Origin of the sequence: Shewanella sp. MF05960, from assembly GCF_050849305.1 — a bacterium.
Classification (GTDB): domain Bacteria; phylum Pseudomonadota; class Gammaproteobacteria; order Enterobacterales; family Shewanellaceae; genus Shewanella.
On sequence record NZ_JBOZPS010000001.1, the window covers coordinates 228,564 to 253,876 of the forward strand.

At 42.4% G+C, this 25,313-nt stretch carries 23 protein-coding genes; 3 read left to right on the forward strand and 20 right to left on the reverse strand.

All coding sequences use genetic code 11. From position 1 onward, the window contains the following. Positions 1-810: 810 nt before the first annotated feature. The gene (locus ACROAE_RS00985) at positions 811-2,352 is read right to left on the reverse strand and encodes a M17 family metallopeptidase (protein ID WP_432399053.1); all 1,542 of its coding nucleotides are present in this window, start codon (positions 2,350-2,352) and stop codon (positions 811-813) included. A 452-nt stretch (positions 2,353-2,804) separates the two neighbouring features. On the opposite strand from ACROAE_RS00985, the gene ACROAE_RS00990 reads away from it, so the two are divergent. Next, entirely contained in the window at positions 2,805-4,268 is a 1,464-nt protein-coding gene (locus tag ACROAE_RS00990) for an aminoacyl-histidine dipeptidase (protein WP_432399054.1), read from the forward strand. Between the two features lie 79 nt (positions 4,269-4,347). On the opposite strand, the gene dinB is transcribed toward ACROAE_RS00990, so the two are convergent. The 19 genes from dinB to ACROAE_RS01085 form a co-directional block, all read right to left on the reverse strand. Further along, positions 4,348-5,427: a DNA polymerase IV gene (gene dinB / locus ACROAE_RS00995; protein ID WP_432399055.1), complete on the reverse strand. Its 1,080-nt coding sequence runs from the start codon at positions 5,425-5,427 to the stop codon at positions 4,348-4,350. A gap of 140 nt (positions 5,428-5,567) precedes the next feature. Then, on the reverse strand, positions 5,568-6,035 hold the full coding sequence (bfr, locus tag ACROAE_RS01000; RefSeq protein WP_432399056.1) for a bacterioferritin: 468 nt from the start codon (positions 6,033-6,035) through the stop codon (positions 5,568-5,570). Positions 6,036-6,046: 11 nt separating this feature from the next. Beyond that, a complete protein-coding gene (gene bfr / locus ACROAE_RS01005) occupies positions 6,047-6,517 on the reverse strand; it encodes a bacterioferritin (protein WP_432399057.1) in 471 nt (156 codons plus the stop codon). Positions 6,518-6,740: 223 nt separating this feature from the next. Then, positions 6,741-6,965: a (Na+)-NQR maturation NqrM gene (nqrM, locus tag ACROAE_RS01010; protein ID WP_432399058.1), complete on the reverse strand. Its 225-nt coding sequence runs from the start codon at positions 6,963-6,965 to the stop codon at positions 6,741-6,743. A 69-nt stretch (positions 6,966-7,034) separates the two neighbouring features. Next, complete coding sequence (locus tag ACROAE_RS01015; RefSeq protein WP_432399059.1) at positions 7,035-8,048, reverse strand: FAD:protein FMN transferase; 1,014 nt, start codon at positions 8,046-8,048, stop codon at positions 7,035-7,037. Between the two features lie 120 nt (positions 8,049-8,168). Further along, a complete protein-coding gene (nqrF, locus tag ACROAE_RS01020) occupies positions 8,169-9,416 on the reverse strand; it encodes an NADH:ubiquinone reductase (Na(+)-transporting) subunit F (RefSeq protein WP_188954155.1) in 1,248 nt (415 codons plus the stop codon). Between the two features lie 48 nt (positions 9,417-9,464). Further along, entirely contained in the window at positions 9,465-10,073 is a 609-nt protein-coding gene (gene nqrE / locus ACROAE_RS01025; protein WP_188954153.1) for an NADH:ubiquinone reductase (Na(+)-transporting) subunit E, read from the reverse strand. 5 nt (positions 10,074-10,078) lie between these two features. Next, positions 10,079-10,711, reverse strand: coding sequence for an NADH:ubiquinone reductase (Na(+)-transporting) subunit D (locus tag ACROAE_RS01030; RefSeq protein ID WP_188954151.1), 633 nt, complete (start codon positions 10,709-10,711; stop codon positions 10,079-10,081). Continuing rightward, a complete protein-coding gene (locus tag ACROAE_RS01035; protein ID WP_432399060.1) occupies positions 10,711-11,496 on the reverse strand; it encodes a Na(+)-translocating NADH-quinone reductase subunit C in 786 nt (261 codons plus the stop codon). Before ACROAE_RS01035 ends, ACROAE_RS01030 begins: the two co-directional genes overlap by 1 nt. Continuing rightward, on the reverse strand, positions 11,489-12,688 hold the full coding sequence (locus ACROAE_RS01040; RefSeq protein ID WP_432399061.1) for an NADH:ubiquinone reductase (Na(+)-transporting) subunit B: 1,200 nt from the start codon (positions 12,686-12,688) through the stop codon (positions 11,489-11,491). Before ACROAE_RS01040 ends, ACROAE_RS01035 begins: the two co-directional genes overlap by 8 nt. Further along, a complete protein-coding gene (locus tag ACROAE_RS01045) occupies positions 12,688-14,022 on the reverse strand; it encodes a Na(+)-translocating NADH-quinone reductase subunit A (protein ID WP_432399062.1) in 1,335 nt (444 codons plus the stop codon). Before ACROAE_RS01045 ends, ACROAE_RS01040 begins: the two co-directional genes overlap by 1 nt. 401 nt (positions 14,023-14,423) lie before the next feature. Continuing rightward, entirely contained in the window at positions 14,424-16,496 is a 2,073-nt protein-coding gene (locus ACROAE_RS01050) for a TonB-dependent receptor domain-containing protein (RefSeq protein ID WP_432399063.1), read from the reverse strand. A 179-nt stretch (positions 16,497-16,675) separates the two neighbouring features. Next, a complete protein-coding gene (gene luxS, locus ACROAE_RS01055) occupies positions 16,676-17,185 on the reverse strand; it encodes an S-ribosylhomocysteine lyase (protein WP_432399064.1) in 510 nt (169 codons plus the stop codon). Between the two features lie 149 nt (positions 17,186-17,334). Further along, positions 17,335-18,435, reverse strand: coding sequence for a TRAP transporter substrate-binding protein (locus ACROAE_RS01060; RefSeq protein WP_432399066.1), 1,101 nt, complete (start codon positions 18,433-18,435; stop codon positions 17,335-17,337). A gap of 203 nt (positions 18,436-18,638) precedes the next feature. Continuing rightward, complete coding sequence (locus ACROAE_RS01065; protein ID WP_432399067.1) at positions 18,639-18,938, reverse strand: BolA family protein; 300 nt, start codon at positions 18,936-18,938, stop codon at positions 18,639-18,641. Positions 18,939-19,069: 131 nt separating this feature from the next. Then, positions 19,070-20,494 carry a DASH family cryptochrome gene (locus ACROAE_RS01070; protein ID WP_432399068.1) on the reverse strand — a complete coding sequence of 475 codons (1,425 nt, stop codon included), beginning with the start codon at positions 20,492-20,494 and terminating at the stop codon, positions 19,070-19,072. A gap of 105 nt (positions 20,495-20,599) precedes the next feature. Continuing rightward, positions 20,600-21,193 (reverse strand): alpha-ketoglutarate-dependent dioxygenase AlkB family protein, encoded by a 594-nt coding sequence (locus ACROAE_RS01075; protein ID WP_432399210.1) that lies wholly within the window; start codon positions 21,191-21,193, stop codon positions 20,600-20,602. Between the two features lie 100 nt (positions 21,194-21,293). Beyond that, positions 21,294-22,262, reverse strand: a complete 969-nt coding sequence (locus ACROAE_RS01080) for a magnesium transporter CorA family protein (RefSeq protein ID WP_432399069.1) — start codon at positions 22,260-22,262, stop codon at positions 21,294-21,296. A 38-nt stretch (positions 22,263-22,300) separates the two neighbouring features. After that, on the reverse strand, positions 22,301-22,630 hold the full coding sequence (locus tag ACROAE_RS01085; RefSeq protein ID WP_432399070.1) for a winged helix-turn-helix domain-containing protein: 330 nt from the start codon (positions 22,628-22,630) through the stop codon (positions 22,301-22,303). A gap of 194 nt (positions 22,631-22,824) precedes the next feature. Between ACROAE_RS01085 and ACROAE_RS01090 the strand changes: the two genes are divergently transcribed. Together ACROAE_RS01090 and ACROAE_RS01095 are read left to right on the forward strand one after the other, a co-directional pair. Beyond that, positions 22,825-23,556: a PH domain-containing protein gene (locus tag ACROAE_RS01090; RefSeq protein WP_432399071.1), complete on the forward strand. Its 732-nt coding sequence runs from the start codon at positions 22,825-22,827 to the stop codon at positions 23,554-23,556. Next, positions 23,549-25,177, forward strand: coding sequence for a PH domain-containing protein (locus ACROAE_RS01095; RefSeq protein ID WP_432399073.1), 1,629 nt, complete (start codon positions 23,549-23,551; stop codon positions 25,175-25,177). Before ACROAE_RS01090 ends, ACROAE_RS01095 begins: the two co-directional genes overlap by 8 nt. Positions 25,178-25,313: the final 136 nt, after the last annotated feature.

Genomic DNA, 25,313 nt, shown 5'->3' on the forward strand with positions numbered 1-25,313 from the left:
ATTAGGTAGGGTTTAGCCGACTTACTTAGCCGTGACTAAAATCATAAAACTAGCGTCATTAGTGCTGACTAACTTTATAAGATGTGGATTATAAGTTCTTACAGGCGTGATAGCTATAATTGGCCATTTTGTTGAAAGATTACAGTGTTTTATATAGCGGACTAAACTCGTGAGGTAAATTGCAGACAAAAAAAAGCCTACTCTGAAGAGTAGGCAGACATGTTACAAGCATCCCATATGGGGAAAGGAAAGCTAGCACCACTTAACGTGATGTGGCGATAAATTAATTAATTTACCACCTTGTCTAAAACCGTCAAACGCGACGAACAAAAGGTTGATGGATATTAAAGCTACTTTAAGAGGGTCAATTCTTAAAATTTCATGGCGAAAATACCGCCACGTAAAACTGATACGTCAGCAAACCAAGTGTTTTGCCAATAAATTTTGCCGTTACCTGTATAAGACATGGTCTTCTCCTGAATAAAGTTAAGTTGTATAAACCTAGTAAAGCTTGGCTCGGTTCCTTGGAACGTACATTTCTCAAATCCGTTGAGACAACTTGTCACTCAGATCCCTGGAGGCTATATCCATCCTGGATTAACTAGAGCCGATAAGCACACTGCTTGTCGACGAAATGAATTATACAAAACTGTAATTTAATTACAAGTATTATTTGCTTTAATTCACAAAAACTTCATAAAAAGTGATTTAATTACAAATAAACTGTATTAAAACTATGTATAACTATTGTTAACCCAATGTAATAAGCTAATTTTAACCAATAAAAGCAGCGCATTACACTGGTAATTGTTACATTTTAGCAAACTGTAATAAAGCAACCAAAGGGTTCGCAGTGGGCTTGCCGTAAAGAGGATCGCCCTCAACGGCACTGCCTGCGATATCAATGTGAGTAAATGCCAGCTGTGTTTGCAGTAAACCAGACGCTTTTAACAAGAAAGCTGCAGGATATTGATGACCGCGCGCGGTAATCGATGACGGACCATTATTTGAAGACACCACATCGGCCGCTCCATTTTTGTCTGCGACTTTGTCAAAGTCTTCTGGGCGCAAGCGCGACACCTCAAATGGCTCTCCCCACTGCTCGCCCACATCGGCTAATAATGTTGCTACGCCTTGTTGTTTAGCCACACTATTTTCAACTAATGCGGTGTAACCACCATAGGCCCTCACCACATGACCAGTTAGCGTTGCGACCGAAAATAATTGTGGATTAATAGCCTGTTGGGCTTGAATACGTAAATGCGACAATAAATCGGCAAGCACTAAACGCCCTTCTGCATCGGTATTACCAATCCTAACTCGCACACCTGCATGGTTAGTGATAATTTCGTCAGTGACAAAGGCATCACTGCCGATACTATTTCTAACTAATCCGAGCTCAGCGACCACTTTGATGCCCTTGGGTTTAAGAATAGATAATGCTTTCATTAACCCGGCAACAGCGGCGGCACCACCTTTATCACGGCTCATGCCAGCCATAGAGCCAGCTACTTTTATGTCTGCGCCCCCCGTATCATATACAACTCCTTTACCGGCAAAGAATAAGGTTTTTGTAATGGTACCCTCGCCGACATATTCTAGTTTCACCACCCGAGGATGATGACGCTCAATACCCAATGAGCTTCGACCAACAGCGCTTAACAGTGGATAGTCACTTTTTAATTGCTCAAGCTGATCAATCACCGACACCGCGAGACCACTGCCAGCAAAAGCGTCGACACAGTATTGCGCAAAGCCAATGGCGGACATACGCTCAGGATCGGTACCGCAAAGATCACGTGCTAACACTCGCCCAGATTCTGCGGCATTGACTAACAGGCCATAAGAGTCGCTATTGAGTAAACCAATGGCTTTAAAACTGGGTACTAACGCTTGGGCTTCACGTGCTTCTAATGGTTGCCACAACTCTTGGCCACATGCCAGTGCCGCAATTTGCTGTGCATATTGATAACGTTTATCATCCACAGCAGGCACAACAAGTAATGGCTTAATTGCGCCCGCAGCTTTTGCAATAGCAATGCCTTCACGCGCTGCTTTGGCAAATACACGCACATCGTTATAAGAGTTATCGGCATCTGCAACCGGCGAGATAATTAAACGCCCTCCAGCTAAACCTGGCGCGAACAGTAAAGTGGCACTTTTGCCAACACGCATATCAATTTGGCTAGCATGGGCTGCCAATAAATTAATTTCATCTTGCTTAATATCAGCAAGGCTCGGCGCAATGACGACCACGGCATCCCAACCTTCACCTTCAAAAATGGCTTCGTCACTGGTGACATCAATAAAAGGCACTTGAAATGCTTGCGCAGTTTGATTTATTTGGGTCATAAATGTCCTTATTCAACAACAGAGTTGCTGGTTCATATTTATTTACAGATTTGTGGCCTAAACCTTGGCAAATTGATGTGGCAATATCAAGTAACGCCGCAGAATATGTTAAAATATTTGCAGCTATATGCCCAATTACCGAGTGATGTTCGATTTCAGCAAGAATTTACACGCGTTTAGGCAAGGCATTGATTGCGGGTAATGGTCGTTCCCTTTCCAAAATCAGCTAAATTAACAAAAGCCGCAGCATAAACGCCTGTAAAACTTGCCCTTTGGGAGTTTCACCGTGTCCCTTGATTTTTAAATCAAGGGCGTTGATGCGCTAATTTATAAGGTACTTACATTAACGCATCTAGTATTGAAAACACGGTGAAGCTCTGAAACATGCATCTTCTGGTTGATTGGGTATAACATCTGTCGTATTCGACTGAATTCTTCATAGAGGGCGTTTCGTGACTGCATTAACTCAATTATATCCTCAGCCTCTTTGGCAATGGTTTGAACAAATTTGCGCTATTCCACATCCTTCAAAACATGAGCAAGCGTTATCGCAACATATTCAACAATGGGCTAAAGCTCAAGGGCTTGCAGTTGTTGAAGATAAAGTCGGTAACTTAATTATTCGCAAGCCTGCCACCCCAGGTATGGAAAATTGCAAAATAGTGGTGCTACAAGCACACATTGATATGGTGCCGCAAAAGAATGCCGATAAAGTCCATAACTTTGAAACCGATCCAATCGAAGCTTATGTAGATGGAGATTGGGTTAAAGCCAGAGGCACGACATTAGGTTCAGACAATGGTATCGGTATGTCGTCTGCGCTAGCCGTTTTAGGCAGCAAAGACATTAAACATGGACCACTAGAAGTATTGCTAACCATTGATGAAGAAGCGGGCATGACAGGCGCTTTTGGTCTAGAAGCGGGTTACCTTGAGGCCGATATCCTCATCAATACCGACTCTGAACAAGAAGGCGAAATCTACATGGGTTGTGCCGGCGGCGTTGATGCACAAATCAGTGTGCCGATGTCTTGGCAAGCACCAGAGCAAAGTAATGCCAGTTTCTCAATGACCCTATCAGGCTTAAAAGGCGGCCACTCAGGGGTGAACATTCACCTTGGACGAGGTAATGCCAATAAATTGTTAGCTCGCTTTTTGTTTAAATACAGTGATGAGTTAGCCATTGAACTGGTTAGCTTTACGGGTGGTTCACTGCGTAATGCCATTCCACGCGAAGCCAATATGACCTTTATGTTGCCAAGTGAGAATGTTGCTGCGCTTAAACAGGCAATAGAGTCTTTCCAAGCTTTGGTTCGTGAAGAGTTAGCCATTGCAGACCCAGGCATGTTACTGAGCCTCGCAGAAATTGCCACACCAACAAAAGTGATGGGCGAAGATGCGCAAAATACCTTAATCGATTTACTTCATGCTAGCCCCAATGGCGTTATCCGCATGAGCGATGAAGTTGAAGGCGTAACCGAAACCTCACTCAATATCGGCGTGATTAGCACTGAAGATGAAAGCGTTGAAATATTGTGCCTTATCCGTTCATTAATCGACTCTGGCCGAGAAGAAGTTACCGGTATGCTGACTGCATTAGCTAACCTTTCTGGCGCAAGTATTGATTTAAGCGGTGCTTACCCAGGTTGGAAGCCAGACACCAGCTCGCCAGTCATGGCCATCGTGCGTGAAACCTATAATGATATTTATAAGAAAGACCCAACCATCATGGTCATCCATGCTGGTCTTGAATGTGGTTTATTTAAAGAACCGTATCCGCACATGGACATGGTTTCGATTGGGCCAACGATCCGTTATCCACACAGTCCAGATGAAATGGTTAACATCACGACTGTTGGCCAATACTGGGAATTGCTACTGGCGGTATTAGCTCGTATTCCTGCAAAAGATGCGTAATACGTTAACGAACTAATTCATCAAAAAATCAAAGGCGACTTTAAGTCGTCTTTTTTGTGCGTAACGGTAAAAAGGCAGGTTAAAATTGTAAATCGAGTTGGGTCAATTTATCTGCTAAACCATCTGATTGGCCTTGGACGATATCGGCTAAACCTACACTCACACCGATTAAGCGTATGCCACGGCCTTGGCTGCGTTGCAGAGCCTGCTTTAATAATTCGTGAAACATATTGACTGAAATAGCATCGCTACGATGCTCAATCGTAGTCTGCTTAAAATCATTAAATTTTAATTTAACCACTTGTTTATTGATCAGTCGGTCTTTCGCACTGCGATGTACCCGCGCACTTAATTCTTGAATCAGTTGCGGCAAGACTTGGTGGCATTGCTCTAGGGTAAATATGTCTTTGGCTAAGGTGGTTTCAACACCAACAGACTTACGCACTCTGTGTGGACTAATTTGCCGCGTATCAATGCCTTGAGCACGCTCAATAAGCACATGGCCAAACTTACCAAAGGCTTCAATCAGTTTCACTTTGGGGTATTGCTGCACATCAAAGCAAGTGACTAAGCCAATATCAGCAAGCTTTTGTGAAGTGACCTTACCAACCCCTGGAATTTTACTCAAAGGTAAGTCTTTAACAAAGTCGCAGATTTGATTTGGGGTTATCACATATTGACCATTCGGTTTGTTTAAATCTGAGGCAATTTTGGCTAGAAACTTAATCGGTGCAACCCCCGCTGAAGCGGTTAATCCTGTGATGGCAAATATCTCATCGCGTATGGCGTTAGCAATTAAAGTCGCACTGCCTTTATGTTCGGTGCAATCAGTGACATCGAGGTAGGCCTCGTCTAACGACAATGGTTCAACTAAATCAGTATAACGATGGAAAATCTCACGGATCTGCAACGAAACTGACTTATATACATCCATTCGTCCCGGCACTAAAATTAACTGTGGGCACAATTGCAATGCGTGATAACTCGACATTGCACTTCGGACACCAAATTTACGCGCTTCATAACTGCAGGTACTTATCACACCACGGCGATCACTTCTGCCACCGACAGCAATGGCTTTTCCTCGTAACTCAGGAAAGTCGCGCATTTCGACCGCAGCAAAATAACAATCCATATCGATATGAATGATTTTACGCATTCTGTGACCATCAGTGATTAACTTAACGCCAATAATATCACTGTATATAAAAACAGTACACTATCATTATCTCAATCACGGAGACAAAAAAGCCCAAACTGAGTTGGGCTTCTTTAACATAGCGTGTTATCTAATAATGATTACATTTTAGTTTGTAAATAGTTCTGTAAACCAATGCGCTCAATAAGACCCAATTGCTTTTCTAACCAATACATATGATCAGATTCAGTATCATCGAGTAACACTTCTAAAATTTCACGGGTCTGATAATCTTTCTTTGCTTCACACAAGGCAATAACCTTACGTAAGTTATCGGCTACGTGATACTCATAAGCTAAGTCATTTTTAAACATTTCTTGTACATCTTTGCCAATATTCAACGCTTCACGGCTGCCGACATCGGGCGTGCCTTCTAAAAATAGAATACGTTGAACTAACTTTGCCGCATGCAACTTTTCGTCGTCTGACTCATGTAAGATACGGGTATATAATTCATTAAATCCCCAATCTTCATACATATGAGCATGAACAAAATACTGGTCCATTGCAGATAACTCGCCAGTTAACAATAAATTTAGGGCGTCGATTACTTCAGGATTGCCTTTCATGATAATTCCTATTAGTCGTTAATTTGTGATTGAAGATAGTTTTGGATACCCGTTTGGCTAATCAGTTCTTGCTGAGACTCAATCCAATCTAGGTGTTCTTCTTCGTCTTCTAATAAATCTTCAAATAGATCACGGCTAACGTAATCTTGCTGAGTTTCACATACACTAATCGCTTCACGTAAGATAGCAATTTGCTCAGTCACTGCCGCTAAATCACAGCTAAGCATCTCTTGGGCATGCTCACCAATGCGCAATTTATCTAACTGCTGTAAATTAGGTAATCCTTCAAGAAACAAGACTCGCTCAATCAACTTGTCAGCATGCTTCATGTCTTCAATCGATTTTTTGTACTCTTTCTCATTCAGCTTTTCTAAACCCCAGTGCTTAAACATGCGCGCATGTAAAAAGTACTGGTTAATGGCTGTCAGTTCGCAAGTAAGTACACGATTGAGTTGACTGATGACTTTAGGATGACCTTTCATAGCAATGTCCCTTGATAAATAGTGTGATCTCGATCAATTTCATACAGGATAGAACAATGTAGATAAAAAGGCAAATTTTCCTTTATTTTCACCAACTTACAATTGATAACCATTATCATTATAACTAAGTTTTGTAACACCACTGTGGTAAGCAACCCATAAAAAAAGCCTTCATAATGAAGGCTCTTTACATTGTAAGCTCTAAAATCAGAAGCGATACAATTTAAATAATTCTATTTTGGTTGAGCATATCTTTACGGTCTTGTTCTTTTTGCATACGAAGTTTACGCGCATCACAAGGGTTATCACAGTCACAGGCTTTCTCAATACCTAACACACCTAATCCACCGCAACTGCCTTCTACCGCTTTTTTCTTCACGATATAGCCAACAGACATTAATAAGAAAAACAAAAGTAACACCACAAACGCAGCAATAAATGTGCTCATTACGAACTCCAATTAACTCAATCTAGCTTAATTCTGACCTAATCGTCAGCAATATAACCCTATTTAAGGTTACTTTACATATGCTTTAAACGCATCACTGTAATAGACCTTAAAACCTTGATCCTGCTTTTCAATCAGCATTATTGCTAAATTTTTCTCTTTAGCAAGTGCCAATGAAGCTTCGGTACCTAACACCATCATGGCGGTGGCATATCCATCTGCGGTCATACAACTAGAGTGTAGCACGGTTGCAGAGGCAAGTTTATGCTTAATAGGATATCCGTTACGAGGATCAATCAAATGTGAAAAACGCTCGCCGTCTTCTTCATAAAAGTTACGATAATCACCTGAAGTTGCTAACGACATAGTCCCAGGTTCAATCACTTGCTGTACGGCCAGGCCTTCGTCGGTCGGTTGTTCAACCGCAATACGCCATGCTATGCCATCTGCTTTGGTACCTTTAACATTTAATTCGCCACCAATTTCAACTAAATAACCACTGGCTTCATACTTATCTAAAATCGAGGCAATTTTATCAACGCCAAAACCTTTGGCAATAGACGATAAATCGACATATAAACCGGTATTGTGTTTGGTTAATGTGGTGCCATTGACAGCAAGCGCATTAATGCCCATTTTAGCTTTAGCTGCATCTATCTGTGTTTGGGTTGGTACTGAAGTGGGTCGCTTATCAGGTCCAAATCCCCACAAATTAACCACAGGTCCTAAAGTGATGTCTAACGCACCGCCGGTTTCTTGGTATAAACGTATGCCTTCATTAATCACTTTAAGCGTATCAGCTGACACTTTAACACTCTGCTGCACTTGCAATTGATTAAACTTCGACAATTCGGAATCATTGCGATAAGTCGACATCTGGTCGTTAACCACCTCTAACGCCATGTCGATTTCGGCTTGCAACAGTTGCGCTTCTGGCAGCTTATCGTTTGGCACAACTTTAATATGGTAAGTCGTCCCCATCGTGCTACCCGATAAGGCAATAACAGGCTCTGGTGTACTGCAAGCACTCACGCAAAAAAGCAATAAAGCGGTTAATAATAACTTGATAGCATTCACGGTCATTTCAAATTTACGCTGGTTAAATGAATAAAAAAAATTGCAGCCTGCAGACCTGTGTTTGACCACCCTGTCTGCATTGCTGCAATTTTCATGACTTACTTGTCAATGTAATGAGTTACCTCATTAGCCACCGAAATCATCGAGCAAGATGTTTTCGTCTTCAACGCCTAAGTCTTTTAGCATCCCAATCACGGCTGCGTTCATCATTGGAGGTCCACACATGTAGAACTCACAATCTTCTGGTGCATCGTGGTCACGTAAGTAGTTTTCGTACAATACGTTATGGATAAAGCCTGTGTAACCGGTCCAGTTATCTTCCGCTTGCGGATCAGATAATGCTACATGCCACTTAAAGTTATCATTTTCAGCCGCTAAGCCGTCAAAGTCTTCTACGTAGAACATCTCACGTTTAGAACGGGCACCGTACCAGAAGCTCATTTTACGTTTTGATTTAAGACGCTTTAATTGGTCAAAAATGTGTGAACGCATTGGCGCCATACCAGCACCACCACCAATAAAGATCATCTCTGCATCGGTATCTTTAGCGAAGAACTCACCAAATGGACCAGAAATTGTCACTTTATCGCCAGCTGTTAAGCTCCAAATGTACGAAGACATTTTACCACAAGGTAGGGTTAAGTTACGTGGCGGTGGCGTAGCGATACGCACGTTCAACATAATAATCCCAAACTCTTCTGGGTAGTTAGCCATTGAGTATGCACGAATAGTTTCTTCGTCAACTTTAGACTCTAACTTAAAGAAGCCAAAGTGTTCCCAGTCGCCACGGTATTTTTCAGGTACTTCAAACTCAGCATACTTAACATGGTGAGCGGGTGCTTCAATCTGAATATAACCACCGGCGCGGAAAGGCACAGATTCGCCATCAGGGATTTGTAGCTTAAGTTCTTTAATGAACGTCGCTTTGTTATCATTAGAGATAACTTCACATTCCCATTTTTTGATGCCGAAGATCTCTTCGTCAAGTTCGATTTCCATATCAGATTTAACGTTAACCTGACAAGATAAACGACACCCTTGACGTGCTTCACCTTTACTAATGTGATCAAGCTCAGTTGGTAGAATATCGCCACCACCTGATTTAATGTGTACACGACACTGACCACATGAGCCACCGCCGCCACACGCACTTGATACGAAAATACCATTGTCTGCTAATACGCCAAGTAACTTGCCGCCTGCACCTGTTTTAATTGCTTTATCTGTGTCGCCGTTGATACCAATGATGATATCACCGCTTGCTACTAATTTTGATTTAGCGAATAAAATCACTAATACCAATACTAATACAATCACAGTAAACATACTCACACCTAGATATACATCTATTGGAGTAGATTCAAGAATACCCATTCACTTATCCTTAAAGGTTCAAATTAATGCGTCGTCTCAATGTTCTTCTTAAAGAGAAACACCAGAGAATGACATGAAACCTAGAGCCATAAGACCAGCAGTAACGAAGGTAATACCTAAGCCACGTAAGCCATTTGGCACGTCAGAATATTTCATCTTTTCGCGAATACCGGCTAGCAATACAATTGCTAATGCCCAACCAATACCAGAGCCGATACCAAATACCACGCTCTCGCCTAGGTTGTAATCACGTTCTACCATGAAAGACACTGCACCAAAAATCGCACAGTTCACGGTAATCAAAGGTAAGAAAATACCTAACGCGTTGTACAAAGGAGGGAAATATTTGTCTAACGCCATTTCCAAAATTTGCACAAGTGCTGCGATCACACCGATAAAGGTGATGAACTTCAAGAAGCTCAAATCAGCATCTGGAATACCGGCCCAAGCTAACGCGCCAGGAGCAAGTAAACCTTGATAAATAATTTGGTTAGCAGGAACCGAGATAGCCAATACCACGATAACTGCAACACCTAGGCCCATCGCAGTTGTCACTTTTTTAGACACTGCTAAAAAAGTACACATACCTAGGAAGAACGCTAGCGCCATGTTTTCAATGAAAACGGAGCGAATTAATAAACTAATATAATGTTCCATTGCGTTTATCCTTTTGCTTCTACTTGCTCTGGCTTATACGTACGGAGCAACCAGATCAGACCACCAATCAAGAAGAACGCACTTGGTGGTAACAGTAATAAGCCGTTAGGCTGATACCAACCACCGTCAGAGATTTTACTGAGGATTTCTACGCCGAATAATGAACCATTACCAAATAATTCACGAATAAAGCCTACCGACAACAAGATTGCACCGTAACCTAAACCGTTACCGATACCATCCATAAAACTCATCAAAGGAGGCGTTTTCATTGCATAAGCTTCAGCACGACCCATTACAATACAGTTAGTAATGATCAAACCAACGAATACCGATAACTGTTTAGAAATCGAATAAGCATAAGCTTGTAGCACTTGGTCAACGACGATTACCAAAGAGGCAATAATCGTCATCTGCACAATAATACGTACACTGCTTGGAATATGATTACGAATAAGTGAGATAAACAGGTTAGAAAACGCTGTTACCGCAGTTAGTGCAATGGTCATTACCAACGCTGTTTCCAGCTTAGTAGTAACAGCAAGCGCACTACATACACCCAAAATTTGCAATGCAATTGGGTTGTTATTGATAATCGGTCCAGTTAGAACCTGTTTAAGTTCTTTAACGTCAGCCATTAGCTTACCCCTCCGTTGCGTGCTTTAGCGATAAAGCTTGCAAAGCCTTCTTTACCTAACCAAAATTGCAATGAATGTTGTACGCCGTTACTGGTTAATGTTGCACCAGATAATGCATCCACACCGTAAACAGTGCTCGCCACTGCAGGGTTCTTCGTTACATTGATAGCCAAGTCGCCTTGTTCATCAAATAACTTTTTACCTTTCCACAATGCTTTCCATTTAGGATTTTCAACTTCACCACCTAAACCCGGAGTTTCAGCTTGGTCATAATAAACTAAGCCTTGAATCGTGTTTAAGTCAGCTTCTAATGCTAAAAATGCATACATGGTCGACCATAAGCCGTAACCGTGAACAGGTAAAATAACACTGGTCAATTTACCTGCGTCGTCACGTACTAAGTACACAACAGCTTTGTCAGCAACACGCTTGATTGAAGCAATGTCGTTTTCAGGAATTGTTGAGGTTGTCATGTCACGCGACGCTTTACGTTGATCGTAAGCGTTAGCATCACCTTCTACAAACTCACCTGTTTTTAGGTCAACTAAACGTGCTTCAACATACTGGTTATATTTGCTCAGAATGTCTTGTTTAGTAACGTCACCTTCTTTGGTGTCAATAAGGCTTGCTGCTTCGAGAATATACTTTTGCTTATCAAGTAGCTTATTTTCTTGCTGAGTTGGTTTTAAAACAACCGCCGCAGTCGATACAAGCACAGAACAGATAAGACATAAGCCGACAACAACAAATAGCGTTCTACCGAACGAATCTTTATTACTAGCCACGAGCAATCCTCCGCTTGATATTTGCCTGAACTACAAAATGGTCAAATAAAGGTGCAAATAAGTTAGCGAATAAAATAGCTAACATCATACCTTCAGGGAATGCAGGGTTTATCACACGGATAAACACTACCATTGCACCGATTAAGAAACCGTATGCCCATTTAGCAGTATTAGTGAACGACGCAGAAACGGGGTCTGTCGCCATAAACATCATACCGAAAGCAAAACCACCTAACACTAAATGCCAGTGCCAAGGCATTGCAAACATTGGGTTAGTATCACTACCAACAACGTTTAACAATGTTGCAATCGCAACCATACCGAGCATTACACCACCCACGATGCGCCATGACGCAATACGGGTATAGATAATAACAAGGCCACCTAGCAAAATAGCAAACGTCGACACTTCACCAACAGAACCAGGAATAAAGCCCATAAAGGCATCTATCCAGTTTGCATTAGAGGTATAGTCAAAAGCACCTTGTGCTGCTTGGCTCAATGCTGTTGCACCAGAATAACCGTCTGCAACCACCCAAGAGGTGTCGCCAGACATGCTTAATGGGTAAGCAAAGAACAAGAATGCACGGCCCGCTAACGCAGGGTTTAAGAAGTTACGACCTGTACCGCCGAAGATTTCTTTTGCGACAACCACACCAAAGGTGATACCTAATGCGACCATCCATAACGGAATAGTTGCCGGCAAGGTTAAGGCAAAGAGTACAGATGTTACGAAGAAACCTTCGTTAACTTCATGACCACGCACCGAGGCAAAGAGTACTTCCCAAAAACCGCCGACAATAAACGTGACGGCGTATATCGGTAGGAAGAAACAGGCACCATAAAACATTAATGATGCTATGCCAGAGTCCGCAGCAAGCTGCGCACCAAATAGTTCAAATAAACCAACTTGCCAAACGTCAGGGGTACCGAAACCGGCAGCCATAGCGATTTGAGCTTGTAAACCTACGTTGTACATACCAAAAAACATTGCTGGGAATGTACACGCCCAAACCGTAATCATCATACGCTTTAGGTCAAGGTTATCGCGAACATGGGTTTTACCATGGTTCACTTTACCTGGAGTATAGAAAACAGTAGCTGCGGCTTCATAAAGCGCATACCACTTTTCGTATTTACCGCCTTTTTCAAATTGCGGTTCAATACGCTCGATAAAATCTTTCAAGCTCATTAGCCTTCCCTCTCGATCGTATCTAGACAGTCACGTAAATATGAAGCGTAGTCATATTTACCTGGACATACGAACGTGCACAATGCCAAATCTTCTTCGTCTAACTCTAATGCGCCTAAACGAGCTGCGCCATCAAAGTCCCCAGAGACAAGGTCACGAAGTAGCATGGTAGCTAAAATATCTAAAGGCATCACACGTTCATAGTTACCAATTGGCACCATTGCACGGTCTGAGCCGCCCGTACTGGTCGTCATGTTAAACAGACGAGATGGGCTTAAGTGACCTAAGAATGCACGTGTAATAGAGAATTTATCTGAACCAGGCATTGCCCAACCAAACAATTCTTTCTCATTGCCTTCTTCTAGTACACTTACCTGCTGATGGTAGCGACCTAAATAAGCATGAGGTCCTACTGCCGTACGGCCATTTAATACCGAACCTGATACGATACGAACACTTTCACCTACTGTTTCATCAGCAGTAAGTTCAGTCATGCTTGCACCCAATACAGTACGGACTAAGCGAGGTTGTTTTGCTTTAGGACCACCAATAGCCACTACACGCTCAGTGTTTAACACACCTTGAGTGAACAGTTGGCCAATCGCAATCACATCTTGATAACCTACATGCCATACACTACGAGTAGCAGAAGCAGAAAGAACATGATGAATGTGTGTACCCACTAAACCTGCTGGATGTTTTCCGGCAAATTCTTCAACTTGGGCATTGGCTGCAGGGATATCAGCACCTGGCGCTTTACATAGGTAAACTTTACCTTCAGTTAATCGTGCTAATACCTTAAGGCCGTTAGCAAAATCGTCTTTATGTTGAGCGATGACTACCACAGGATCGGCAGCAAGAGGTTGAGTATCAATTGCAGTAACGAAAATACCTGCTGTAGTAGCATCTACGGCTGGCACTTTACTGAAAGGGCGTGTACGCAAAGCAGTCCACAAACCTGATTCAATCAGATTGTCACGAACGGCTTGTACGTCTAACGTGTCTAATTTCTCTGCTTCATATTGAGCAAAAGCAACGCAATCGTCACCTTCTACAGCAATAACAACAGATTGAAGTACACGTCTTGCACCTCGGTTGATTTCTAATATAGTACCACTGGCTAAAGCCGTATATTTAACGCCTAAATTCTTTTTATCTTCAAAAAGAACCTGGCCTTTTTGTACTTTATCGCCCACTTTGATTTTCATCGTTGGACGTAAGCCAATATACTCTTCACCCAAAGTAGCTACATGTCTAATGGCTGGGCCATTATGGATAACTTGCTCTGGTCCGCCTGCTATAGGCAGTTCCAATCCTTTCTTAATTGTAATCATATCCACAAGCACTACGTTTGAAGGAAAGACAATGCGCCACGTTCCGCTACAAAAACAAAGTATTAACAAATACTTGCCATTTGAGCTAGCGCAGATTTAACACGGAAATGCGATCGCAATCACGCTGGTCGCGCGCATTTTACCGTAAATATGAGACTATCGCCACGAAAATAATAGGTGTTTTCAAACCAATACCTTTGTCTAACGACAGAATTTAACTTAATCCAACTGAATAACAACACCGTACAAAACAGCAACGACTGTATTACGATTTGACATACTATAGCATTAATAATTATAGAAATAATTTTATCTAATTTGTTCGCGCATAAAAAAACAGCAGCTCAAGCAAGATGTGCTCAGGCTGCTGCCATTAATAATAGACTAAGACTAATTGATAACTAAAAACGCGCCTGGTAACCCAAATAAGCGCTCATTTCTGATTGAGCCTGTAAACCCGCTAGGGTGCGTTTTGCAACAAGCTCTTCATCCAATACGTTTTCAACTCTTAAATACACTTCATGTTGTTTAGTCACGCGATAGCTCGCCGTTAAATCAACTTTCCATTGGCTGTCGATTGGCTCAATAGCGACAAGGTTGCCTTCATATTCTAATTCTGATTGGAACAGCGCCTGTGCAATCACAGACACATCACCCATTACCACACCAGAGCTGAAGCTAAACTGCTGCTTAGGTACCCAGGGTAATTGGCTGTCGCCGTCAAAGCAGCCATTAGTATTTGAACAATATCCAATATCTGTTTCGGCTTGGGTGTACTGATATTTTGCTTTAAATGGAATCGAAAAACTGTCAAACGCTAGGCTATACTCAGCCGATAAGTCGATGCCTGTCACCGTCACATCTTCGATGTTTTCTTGCAATGCAATTTGCTCGTAATTGCAAATCATGCCAAACATACAACCAATATGTTGGTTATCATAATCATGCATATATGCCGTCATTGCCAATGCCAAAGCATCTTGCTTATACGCCACAGCCAATTGATATTGCAATGCTTCTTGAGCAGTTTGTTCGATATTGCCGGCTGATGCAGCGGTCCAGGCCTGTTTGGCTTGTAGTGCGGCAGACCAGGCGCCTTGAGTATAAGCAACCTCAATTGAAGGAGTCCAACCATCGTCTGAAAAATCAGCTTCCGCAAGGTCATAGTCATCGTTAACATCTCGAGACACACTCACATGCTCATAACCTAATCCTAGGTTAATCGACCACTGACCATAATTTAATTGAGCATCAACCGCAGACGAGAATGCTGACGCATCATCTTTATAGACCACCAACGCATCTTTATCTGTTGCAGAGCTCAATGATAGATCGTTATTCCAAAGCCAATCTTGTTGCCCAAGCTCCATTTCAGCTTTATCGGTATGGTAACGAGCACTATAAGTCACTTGATGTTGACCTTGCATGCTAACGCCTTTGGTTTGTACGCCAAAACCGGCAAAATCGTTATCTTGGGCTAACGCACCTAAGTTCATGCCATCCGCTGTTGGCGCGATTTCAAATGCTGCAATCTCACCAAGCAATACGGTGTTAATCATTTCGCCATCAACAAACAACATATTTGCTGTTTTTTGTGAATAGGTTTGGTAATAAAAATCGGTGTCGACCGTGGATGTCTCCGACAGAAGCAGCTTATGGGCTAACACATAACGCTGACGTTCGCCGTCGGTAAAATCGATATTCGCTGCGGCATAGCGCTGATTTGGGGCAACAGAAAAATCATTATTTGTTAAACCTAAAGTGCCTTGCTCAGCATCTTGGCTAGAATACTGGTAACTGAACTCTGTTGATTGCTTATTACGTGCACCCGGTAAACTGTCAGCACCGATTTTGAACATGATATCTTTTTGGGTTGCATCGGCATCGCGAGCTAGCTCATAACCCACATCATCTGATGCTGATTGATAATCTACAGCCAACAACATGCCAAATTCTTTAGTCGTACCACTAATAATCACACCACCGCTGTAGTCGGCATCATCATTCATTTCAACATTAAATTCGCCAGCGTATTTTTTCTCATTAATCGCCACCGATTGATATTCTAGCTTACCAAATGCGGCTTCAGAGCCGTCTACCACACTGGTCATGCTCGATAACGTCACACTTTGCTGTTGTTGCAAATTAGGCTGTAATACTAGGTTTTGACCGGAATAAGGTGCAGGCGAAAAGAAGATACCGTCTTGTAATACAGCCACACCATCTGATACACCACGGTGCATTAACTCAACATTGGCGTTTGGTGATGTCGGCAATACCGTTACCCCGGTTAATCCTAACGCAATATCACTTTGGCGATAATGAAAAGCCTTCTGTGTCGATTGTTGTAAATCAATCTGGTTATTTGCCTTATCAATTGATTCTGTGACCGTCTCGGCAAACGCCTGAGTTGAATGGCAGGCAAATAACACCGCGGCGGCAATTACCGACAGGCAAAATGGGTGGTTAGACATGATTATCTCCGTATATGTGTCTGGTCGAGCTAAGTTGAAATTGTATGTATTATTATGCTCGATACAATAACGGTTTCAGTGACATAAAAACAGCATACTGATAACGTTTCATCAATATTATCGGGGTTTATTGACAAAAAAAGCGGCCTAAGCCGCTTTTCATATGTGTAGAGATAAGTTTAGAGGTTACCTAAAATCTCATCACTCAGTTTTAAGTCATCATTTCGATTGACGCTCACACCAGCTGCAATAATCATGCGAGCAATATCTTGCGCTTCTGTTAAAGAGTGCATTTCATAAGTACCACATTGGTATTCGTTAAGCTCTGGAATGTCTTTTTGCTCAACCACGTTGGTGACATCACTCATCGCAGCTAACCATGCATCGGCCACCATGCGCTCAGAAGGTTGACCAATTAGACTCATGTAAAAGCCTGTGCGACAACCCATTGGTGAGATATCGATAATTTCTACACCAGCACCGTTTAAATGATCGCGCATAAAACCGGCAAATAAATGCTCAAGGGTATGGATACCACGTTCACTTAATATGTCTTTATTCGGCGCGCAAAAACGCAAATCAAAAACGGTAATCGCATCACCGCTTGGGGTGCTCATGTGTTTTGCAACACGAACCGCTGGAGCATTCATACGAGTATGATCTACGGTAAAACTGTCTAATAAAGGCATTGCTCTCTCCCAGAATATAAAATAATTTTGATACTGTATGATCTAGACACAACATGATCTAAACACTGTACGATCTCTAAACACTATACGATCTAATGTCGAAATAGTATCACTAATCAATTTTTGTCACAGCGGGTATTGATATCATTTTATTCATGATAATTCAGTGCGTCTTCGGTATAACGAAAATAACGTTTAACCGCAGTTTCATTGGCTAAATAAGCCTGTAAGACTTTAGCAAACAGAGGATCTTTTGTGGCTTCTTGCGCTAACACATCATCTCGGGCTTGTTTTAATGCTAATAACACAGAAGAAGGAAACGGTTTAATCTCAACACTGTGCTCATCAATCAATGCATTCATTGCGGCAATATGACCTTGAGTATAATCGTCTAACATATCTTGATTCACTGCGCGCGCAGCCACTTTTACGATGGCTTGTAAATCGGGTGCCAATGCAGCAAAAGCTTGTTTATTAATTAAAAACTCCATGGTTGAACCAGGCTCATGCCAACCAGGGTAATAATAATATTTAGCGACCTGATTTAACCCTAAAGGTAAATCATTATATGGCCCTACCCATTCAGCCGCATCGATTGCGCCAGTTTGTAATGCGCCATAAAGCTCGCGGCCAGCAAGTTCGTCAACAGGAATACCACCAAGCTTTTTTAAGACCTCACCACCAATGCCGGGCAAACGCATTTTAAGCCCTTTAATGTCTTCTGGGGAATGAATAATCCGATTAAACCAGCCGCCCATTTGCATTCCGGTATTGCCACCCGCTAACGGTAAAACCCCAAACGGTTGATACACTTCTTCCCACAGTGCCATACCACCACCGTAGTGCAACCATGCATTCATTTGTTGTGCATTTAATCCAAAAGGGATCGACGAAAAAAACTGTGCGGCAGGTGCTTTGCCCTTCCAATAATAAGCAGCACTGTGTGCCATTTGAACCGTGCCTTGACTGACACCATCAAAGACAGACAAGGCCGGCATGAGCTCACCAGCGCCATAAACATCGATTGATAACCGACCATTAGACATTTGCTCGACTAATTGTGCAAAACGCTCGGGAGCCATGCCTAATCCAGCAAGGTTTTTAGGCCAAGATGTCGCTAAACGCCATTTAATTGCTTGATAAGGTACTGCAGGTGATTGCACTTCTGCCTGAGGCGTTTGCACCTCAGGTTGGCAACCTAACAGTAAAGTGAGCCCAATTAACCAGCAGGTCTGTTTCACCTTACCCATGAAGATATCCTTAATTTTCAAACATAATTAAGGTTTACTCTAACATAACCATAACAAGTGACAATGATTGTCATGCAATAAAAAACCTCACACAGAGGCGAGGTTTTTTCGTTTAACGTATTGAATAAGTTTATGCTTTTGCCCGCTAAATATTGTCGTGCTAATGCTCAACCACTCACAGCAAAAATGACAGTAAAGGCGGCTTAACCTTTGCAGTTAGGCGTTTTAGGCACTTCATCTAATGCCTGCCATTCTGTTTCGGTATATACATTTATCGATAATGCATGCACACCATTGGCTAACTCATCCGCTAAGGCTTGGTTAACTAAACGATGGCGGGCAAGTAAACGTTGTTCGTTAAACTGGTCACTTACAACAACCACTTTAAAATGGGTTTCTGAGTTGGGCGGCACGTGATGACGATTACTTTCGTTAACCACCTCAAGATGCACGGGCGCAAAGGCTTGACTCAATTTATCTGTAATGATTTGTTCGACAGACATAGTGATACTCTTGTTAATTCATATCAATGAAATCGCAGGGTACTGGTTTGCACATTAAAGGTCAAACAAGCAGCGTAAAACTCACTGTTGGAGCACAACTTTTACTCAACTCTTATTTGGCTCACACATCCTCACGCCGTTGGCCAGTCAGCCATATCCACAGTATCAATACTCGGGTTATTGCTGCCCTCACCTTGTTGTAAGGCTTCGCTGCCTAGCCATGCGGCAATAAAGTGGCCAAGAGGGTCGTAAGTTTGCTGTTGTTTGGCAAGATTAAACCGTCTGGAACCTCGAGGATCGGCACCCACACCGGCCAAATATTGCCAATTCCCCCAATTGACTGCCACGTCATAGTCGATCAGTTGTTGCTGAAAATATGCTGCACCATAGCGCCAATCACATTGCAACTCATGGATCAAACAGCTGGCGACAATTTGCCTACCACGGTTAGACATGTAACCGGTGTTATTTAATTGTTTCATTAATGCATTAACCAGAGCAAATGGCGTGGTTGCGGTTTTCCAGGCTTGCAATCGTTGTGCATAAAAACTGGTTAACGGCTTTTTGCCGCTAATCCCAGAAAAACGAAATATTGTGCGATTAAATTTATGGCTATACCAATGAAAATACTCTCGCCACAATAACTCATATTCTATCCATTGGCTTGAGTCGTTGGCACCATGCTCTGATTCAAATTGTCGCAATGCCGATACGACTTGGCGTGCCGATAAACAACCATTGGCTAACCATGGCGAAAACTTTGTTGAGTGTTCCCACCCATCGAGTTCGTTACGCACAACTTTATAACTGTGGGCCAAATTAGAGGCAAAATAACTGTCTAATTGCAACGCACCTTGAGCCTCGCCGCCACAAAATACATTACTCATCATGTGAGTTTGAGGGAGCCATTTGGGGTACCGTAACCAATCCTGCAACAGCCTATCTTGTGATTGCAACGGGATCATTGGTGGCAGCCAAGAAACCGCATCACTGGCCGCAGTAATATCAATACCCTCAAGCTGTTTACGAAATTGACTGAATGTCGCTGGGAGCGCATTTAAATCAAAAGGCAATTGCGCTAAATTAAATAAGGTTTGAGTCGTTACGGTTGAAAATTCAATGCCTGCACTATCGCTGCATTTCTGCTGAATAACCTGCCATGCCGCTTGCTCATCCGTACCGCTGTGATGGCTTCGATAAACTCGCGTAATACCATGTATATCAATAATGTGAGGCAAGCAATCTTGCGCCCGAGCATAAACGATGTGAAGTTGTTGGCCATATTGATTGAGGGAGTCATCTAAATCCTGCAGTGACTCAAGTAAAAAGCGCAATCGGTGCTTTCCTACATAGTCGGCTTGATATTGAACACTACGAAACCACTGCGGATCAATACAATACACCATCATAAGTTGCTGTGCATTCTTGGCTATATCGGCAAATATAGCGTTATCGGCTATGCGTAAATCATCGCCAAGCCAATAGAGCGCATTAACATTCTGATGTGGCGTTGTGATGCCACCGGTAGAAGAAGTCTTAACATTTACTTTTATCATTTATTGCACCACTGCAAGGTGTTCTCATACCTGTTTAGTACGTAAACATGGCACAGTAAGGTTCAATAAAAGCTTTTTGCTTAGCAGTGTTGTGACAACACTGACTTAGCGATAGTAATGAGGGATAACATGCCTAAAAGTAAAATTAATTCTTGGCTCGGTTACTTTAAGTCGTTTAGGCAAAGCATGTTGCCAGTGCTGTTGCATACCTGGATGCATAATCAACAAATCACCTGACTCCAGTGCATATTTTACTTTAGTTTGCGTCTCTTTATGGCGCACAACAAAATCTCGGCAAGCACCCAATGTGACAGATGCAATCGCAGAACGAGTCACAATCTCTGGCTCATCATCACTGTGCCATCCCATACAATCATGCCCATCAGCGTAGCGATTTACTAACACTGAATTGCTTTGTATTTGATGATCGCTCAACAGCTTTTGTCGTAACCGACTTAATACTTGGGGCCAGGGTAATGCGCTAATGTGCAATTTAGAATAATGATAATCGCAGCCCACATCGCCAAACCACGCTTGCGTTCGTGGAATAAGATGTTGTTTACCATACACTTCAATCGCGACTTTTTCTAAAGGATAGTGAGCCACCTCATTAAGCAACAACTCTTGCTGTTTAGCGGATAAGAAGCCTTTAACCCAAGTGACGGGTGGATTGATTTGATGAGCAATTTGATGGCCCATAATGACGTTATCGGCATCGAGAGCTAACTCGGTATGTGGCCCATCAAAATCAAACCCCTTTTGCAAACCTGACACCATTTCTCCTATTGACGCTATTGTGTTAAAACCAGCGCTTTATTTTAGCCATCCATAAACCCGAAACTGCAATTAGCGCCATTAAGATCAATACTGCAAAATAGCCATAAGACCATTTGAGCTCTGGCATATTGTCAAAGTTCATCCCATAAATACCCGCGATGACCGTTAACGGCAAAAATATAGCCGTGACTAAGGTTAATGTCATCATCACCCGGTTGGTTTTATGTGCGCTCACAGAAATAAAGCCATTAATTAAGCCGCTGACTAGGCCTAGGTATAAACTGGCACGGCTCGATAAACGCTCGAACTGGTTATATAAATAACTCAACTGTGAGTAATCAAATCCAATGTGTTGTTGACCATCATCGCCTAACAGTTGTTGTAGCAATTCTTCATGATAGCTAAACGAGCGTTTAGCCTTTTGTAATTTACTGCTGTATGCCATTAATTCAGCGAGCAAATCATCGCTTGAGGCATCAAAAATCTCGTCTTCAATATCATTAAGGCGTTCTTCTAACGCCAACATCACCGCTAAATAATCGATCACAATTTGCCGCATAATAGCAAAACACACCGAGCTCATTTCAGGCGCAACTATCGCGTTACTGTCAATCAATTGTTGGGGGACTTTGCTGACACTAATAGACGGTTTGAGGTGCTGTGTAATCAAAAACTGACTATTCACATGCATTAGCAAATGACTTCTATCGAGTAATAAATAATTCTCGCGCTCCATCAGCTCGTGAGTGAGCAGATAAGCGTGATCACTGTAGGCCTCTATTTGTGGCGGATGACGCTCACGATGCGCGTCTTCAAAATCAAGATTATCAATACCAAACTGAGGGTGTTCGTTAAAGAAAGCGTGATTATTAGGACCGCTAATATCAATCCAAATAAGATGTAGATTAGGATCGTATTGCGCCATTAAGCTGTCATCGCCATGCGACAACAAATGACCTTGAGTATCGAATAATAAAATGTGAATTGTCATAATTGACTCGTGTTCAAACAGCACTAAAGCCAAGTAAACTAGCTGGCCAATTCCTGAGGTTCGCCCTCTTCTATCACCGTTTTAATTTGTTGAAAATGGCTATTTACCCACGCACTGCTAATGGGGCCCCAAGTCGAAATTCGATAATGCCCTTCATTATGTCGCTGACCTTGCTGGATAAAATCAACCTTAATACCAATATCAGCAAACGCAGTTATGGCATCTTGTAAGGTTCGTCTTGGCATACCTGTTAATTTTTGCAAGCTCAACAAGTTATGCTGTTCTTCATCAAGTAAATGCGCTAAATACAATTTCCGCAAAAAAGCCTTTTGCGATTTATTGACCTCGTTAAGCTCAGAAAACATCATGATAACGCCTTATAAATAATACCACTTAATCTGAAATTACTGCATGTGTCGCCTTGCTTGCAAGTTATATCAACGGTTGAGGCCTAATCAATAGGCAAAAACCACTTGAGATAAACATTTACAACCTGTTAGTCGCTAATTGCCATTAAAACATGGCAATATAATATGGACGGTAACAAAGGAATAACATAATAATGAAAATGGAACCAACAGAAAAAAGCCCTCAATTATCAACAAAAATCTCCTCGACATTGAATGAGCCCGAAGTTGAATTAATCCATTATCAACATGGCCCTAGCTTAACGCAGGCGCAATATATTCCTTTAGCCACGTTACCCTTAACAGCTGTCGATGCGAATTACCCCAAATTGCTACTCATTATCAGTGTTGCCATCGCGATATTCATCACCCTCGCCATTACCATTTTTGGTCTCGTGAATCCCGATATTCCAACGAGCGTGACATTATCAATATTGCCTAGTTATGCATTGCTGGCCTTAATTATCATTAAACTGATTCATCTTAAAGCCAAGCGGATCGCCTATGGCGTATTTGAGCACGAGTTAGTGTTACGTGAAGGTCTATTTTGGATCTCGACAACCGCATTACCTTATACCCGCTTACAACATGTTAATTTATCCCAGGGGCCGCTTGAGCGCAGATATAACTTGGTGTCATTAAAATGCTTTAGCGCAGGCAGTGGCGTAGCAGAAATAGATTTACCCGGATTAAATGCCGAACTGGCTGAACATATACGTCAGCACCTGTTAGTTAAGGCGGCATCGAACCACCAGCCTGTAACTGAACCGCATGAGAATGACAGCAATAGTTCATTAGAAAATGACACTCAAGCCAACGAAGATTTGGAGCATCAACTCACCACGTCTAAAGTCGAAACATCCGTTGAGGACACTCCTCATGGATGAGTCGCCAAAAACACCTCAACCGATAAAACAACCTGATGTTATAGAGGCCGCTACGACTCAGCAGCACAGCAGTGATGATCTCGCCAATCAACTCAAAGACTGGCAGGCCTTGTCACCCTGGTCGATTATTACTTATATTTTTAGCACCCTAAAAGGCATTCTCAGTAACGGGTTTGCTGTAATCCCTTTAGTGTATACGGGTTGGAAACAAGGCTTTGATGCGCAATGGTTTATCCTGGCGCTAAGTGCAATCATCATCCTTGTGAGCATTGCTGCCACCATTGAGTGGCGTAAATTCCGCTTCCGTTTAAATGGCGAACAACTCGAGGTAAAGCGTGGGCTATTTTTTACTAAAAAAGATGAAATCCCACTCACCCGCATTCAAAACATTCGTTATGAGCAGCCTTTTTATTTTAAACCCTTGTCGTTAGGCACCTTAGTTATTGAAACCGCAGGTTCCAAAAAAGATGAAGCACAGCTTGCCGCCTTAGATACACAACAAGCACAAACACTTAAGCGTTTATTACTCAAGCTAAAACAATCAGAGGATCCACTTAACCACTCGGCTCAAACAACAGATGCCTCACTGGCAAAAACAGCGCATACAGAGGCGTTAGACTCGCAACCGATCGCTCGTAAATCGTTTGGTGATTTATTGCTGTTTGGCTTTTACCATAATAACTTTATTTGGTTTGCGGTGATTGCTGGTCCAGTCCTTGGCCAGCTCAATGTAGACAAGGTATTTGATTCGCCATTAGCCAAGCAGTTCTGGTTATGGATAGAGAGCCAAACTCACCAAAACATCGGCTTACAAAGCTTGTTCTTTATCATGGGTTTACTCTTTTTATACGGATTGTTTTCACTTATATCGATTATTGCTGCTGTGTTGAAATATTACCCATACAAGCTCGACCGGCACGACGATACCCTTCAGCGCAGCGGCGGGGTAATTTCACATCAACAAGATGCTTTGGCCATTAAACGGGTACAACTTATCCATGCTCAACAGCCGGTATTGGCACGTTTATTTAAACGCTGGACCTTGTATTTTAAACAAGTCAAAGGTCAGGAGGTTGAGCAAAAAACCAAGCAACATATGCTTATCCCCAGTGTTAAACCAAACGAAGTCGAATCGATTTTAACAGCCATGCCCAATCTCAGTGGTGGCGCTGGCGCTTTACCTCGTCATTACACCCATATTCACATTAATTGGTTTACAAGGCGGATCATGCTGCCACTTGCTATCGCCATATTACTGTCGGTTATAGCTTGGTTCGATGGTCGCAATTTGAGCTACTTTGAAACGACATGGTTGATAACCTCCATCGTCATTGGAGTCATCTATTTACGCTATCGACATTGGGGATATGTGCTTGAAGATAAGGTGGTTTGGCAGCATACAGGTTTGTTAGGCAGGCAATGGAAACGCATTGCGTTTGACAAAGTTCAGCATGTAAAAATAACCCAAACACAGGGGCAAAAGCGTTCAAAACTTGCTTATGTCGAAGTGGGCCTTGCCAGTGGCAGTATCGTGTTTCCCTATGTCCCAACCGACATTGCTGAGCAGATCATTTCACGCTCGTTACATGCTGTGAATCGTAATACCCAAAACTGGATTTAGCCTCAGATGACCCACACAAACAAAGTTGTCTAGGCCATTACAAACAGACACAATCTAGACGAGATTACAAATGCTACCAGTTACCTATCCTGATCACTGGTCACTGGTCACTGGTCACTGGTCACTGGTCACTGGT

Bases quoted from the DNA above. Each gene is read 5' to 3' on its own strand.
- ACROAE_RS01060 (WP_432399066.1), bottom strand. From the start codon at position 18,435: ATGGGTAAGGTGAAACAGACCTGCTGGTTAATTGGGCTCACTTTACTG.
- ACROAE_RS01090 (WP_432399071.1), top strand. From the start codon at position 22,825: ATGAAAATGGAACCAACAGAAAAAAGCCCTCAATTATCAACAAAAATC.
- ACROAE_RS01015 (WP_432399059.1), bottom strand. From the start codon at position 8,048: ATGACCGTGAATGCTATCAAGTTATTATTAACCGCTTTATTGCTTTTT.
- ACROAE_RS00985 (WP_432399053.1), bottom strand. From the start codon at position 2,352: ATGACCCAAATAAATCAAACTGCGCAAGCATTTCAAGTGCCTTTTATT.
- ACROAE_RS01085 (WP_432399070.1), bottom strand. From the start codon at position 22,630: ATGATGTTTTCTGAGCTTAACGAGGTCAATAAATCGCAAAAGGCTTTT.
- ACROAE_RS01045 (WP_432399062.1), bottom strand. From the start codon at position 14,022: ATGATTACAATTAAGAAAGGATTGGAACTGCCTATAGCAGGCGGACCA.
- dinB (WP_432399055.1), bottom strand. From the start codon at position 5,427: ATGCGTAAAATCATTCATATCGATATGGATTGTTATTTTGCTGCGGTC.
- luxS (WP_432399064.1), bottom strand. From the start codon at position 17,185: ATGCCTTTATTAGACAGTTTTACCGTAGATCATACTCGTATGAATGCT.
- nqrM (WP_432399058.1), bottom strand. From the start codon at position 6,965: ATGAGCACATTTATTGCTGCGTTTGTGGTGTTACTTTTGTTTTTCTTA.
- ACROAE_RS01050 (WP_432399063.1), bottom strand. From the start codon at position 16,496: ATGTCTAACCACCCATTTTGCCTGTCGGTAATTGCCGCCGCGGTGTTA.
- bfr (WP_432399056.1), bottom strand. From the start codon at position 6,035: ATGAAAGGCAATCCTGAAGTAATCGACGCCCTAAATTTATTGTTAACT.
- ACROAE_RS01030 (WP_188954151.1), bottom strand. From the start codon at position 10,711: ATGGCTGACGTTAAAGAACTTAAACAGGTTCTAACTGGACCGATTATC.
- ACROAE_RS01075 (WP_432399210.1), bottom strand. From the start codon at position 21,193: ATGGGCCATCAAATTGCTCATCAAATCAATCCACCCGTCACTTGGGTT.
- bfr (WP_432399057.1), bottom strand. From the start codon at position 6,517: ATGAAAGGTCATCCTAAAGTCATCAGTCAACTCAATCGTGTACTTACT.
- nqrE (WP_188954153.1), bottom strand. From the start codon at position 10,073: ATGGAACATTATATTAGTTTATTAATTCGCTCCGTTTTCATTGAAAAC.
- ACROAE_RS01070 (WP_432399068.1), bottom strand. From the start codon at position 20,494: ATGATAAAAGTAAATGTTAAGACTTCTTCTACCGGTGGCATCACAACG.
- ACROAE_RS01065 (WP_432399067.1), bottom strand. From the start codon at position 18,938: ATGTCTGTCGAACAAATCATTACAGATAAATTGAGTCAAGCCTTTGCG.
- ACROAE_RS01040 (WP_432399061.1), bottom strand. From the start codon at position 12,688: ATGAGCTTGAAAGATTTTATCGAGCGTATTGAACCGCAATTTGAAAAA.
- ACROAE_RS01095 (WP_432399073.1), top strand. From the start codon at position 23,549: ATGGATGAGTCGCCAAAAACACCTCAACCGATAAAACAACCTGATGTT.
- nqrF (WP_188954155.1), bottom strand. From the start codon at position 9,416: ATGGGTATTCTTGAATCTACTCCAATAGATGTATATCTAGGTGTGAGT.
- ACROAE_RS01080 (WP_432399069.1), bottom strand. From the start codon at position 22,262: ATGACAATTCACATTTTATTATTCGATACTCAAGGTCATTTGTTGTCG.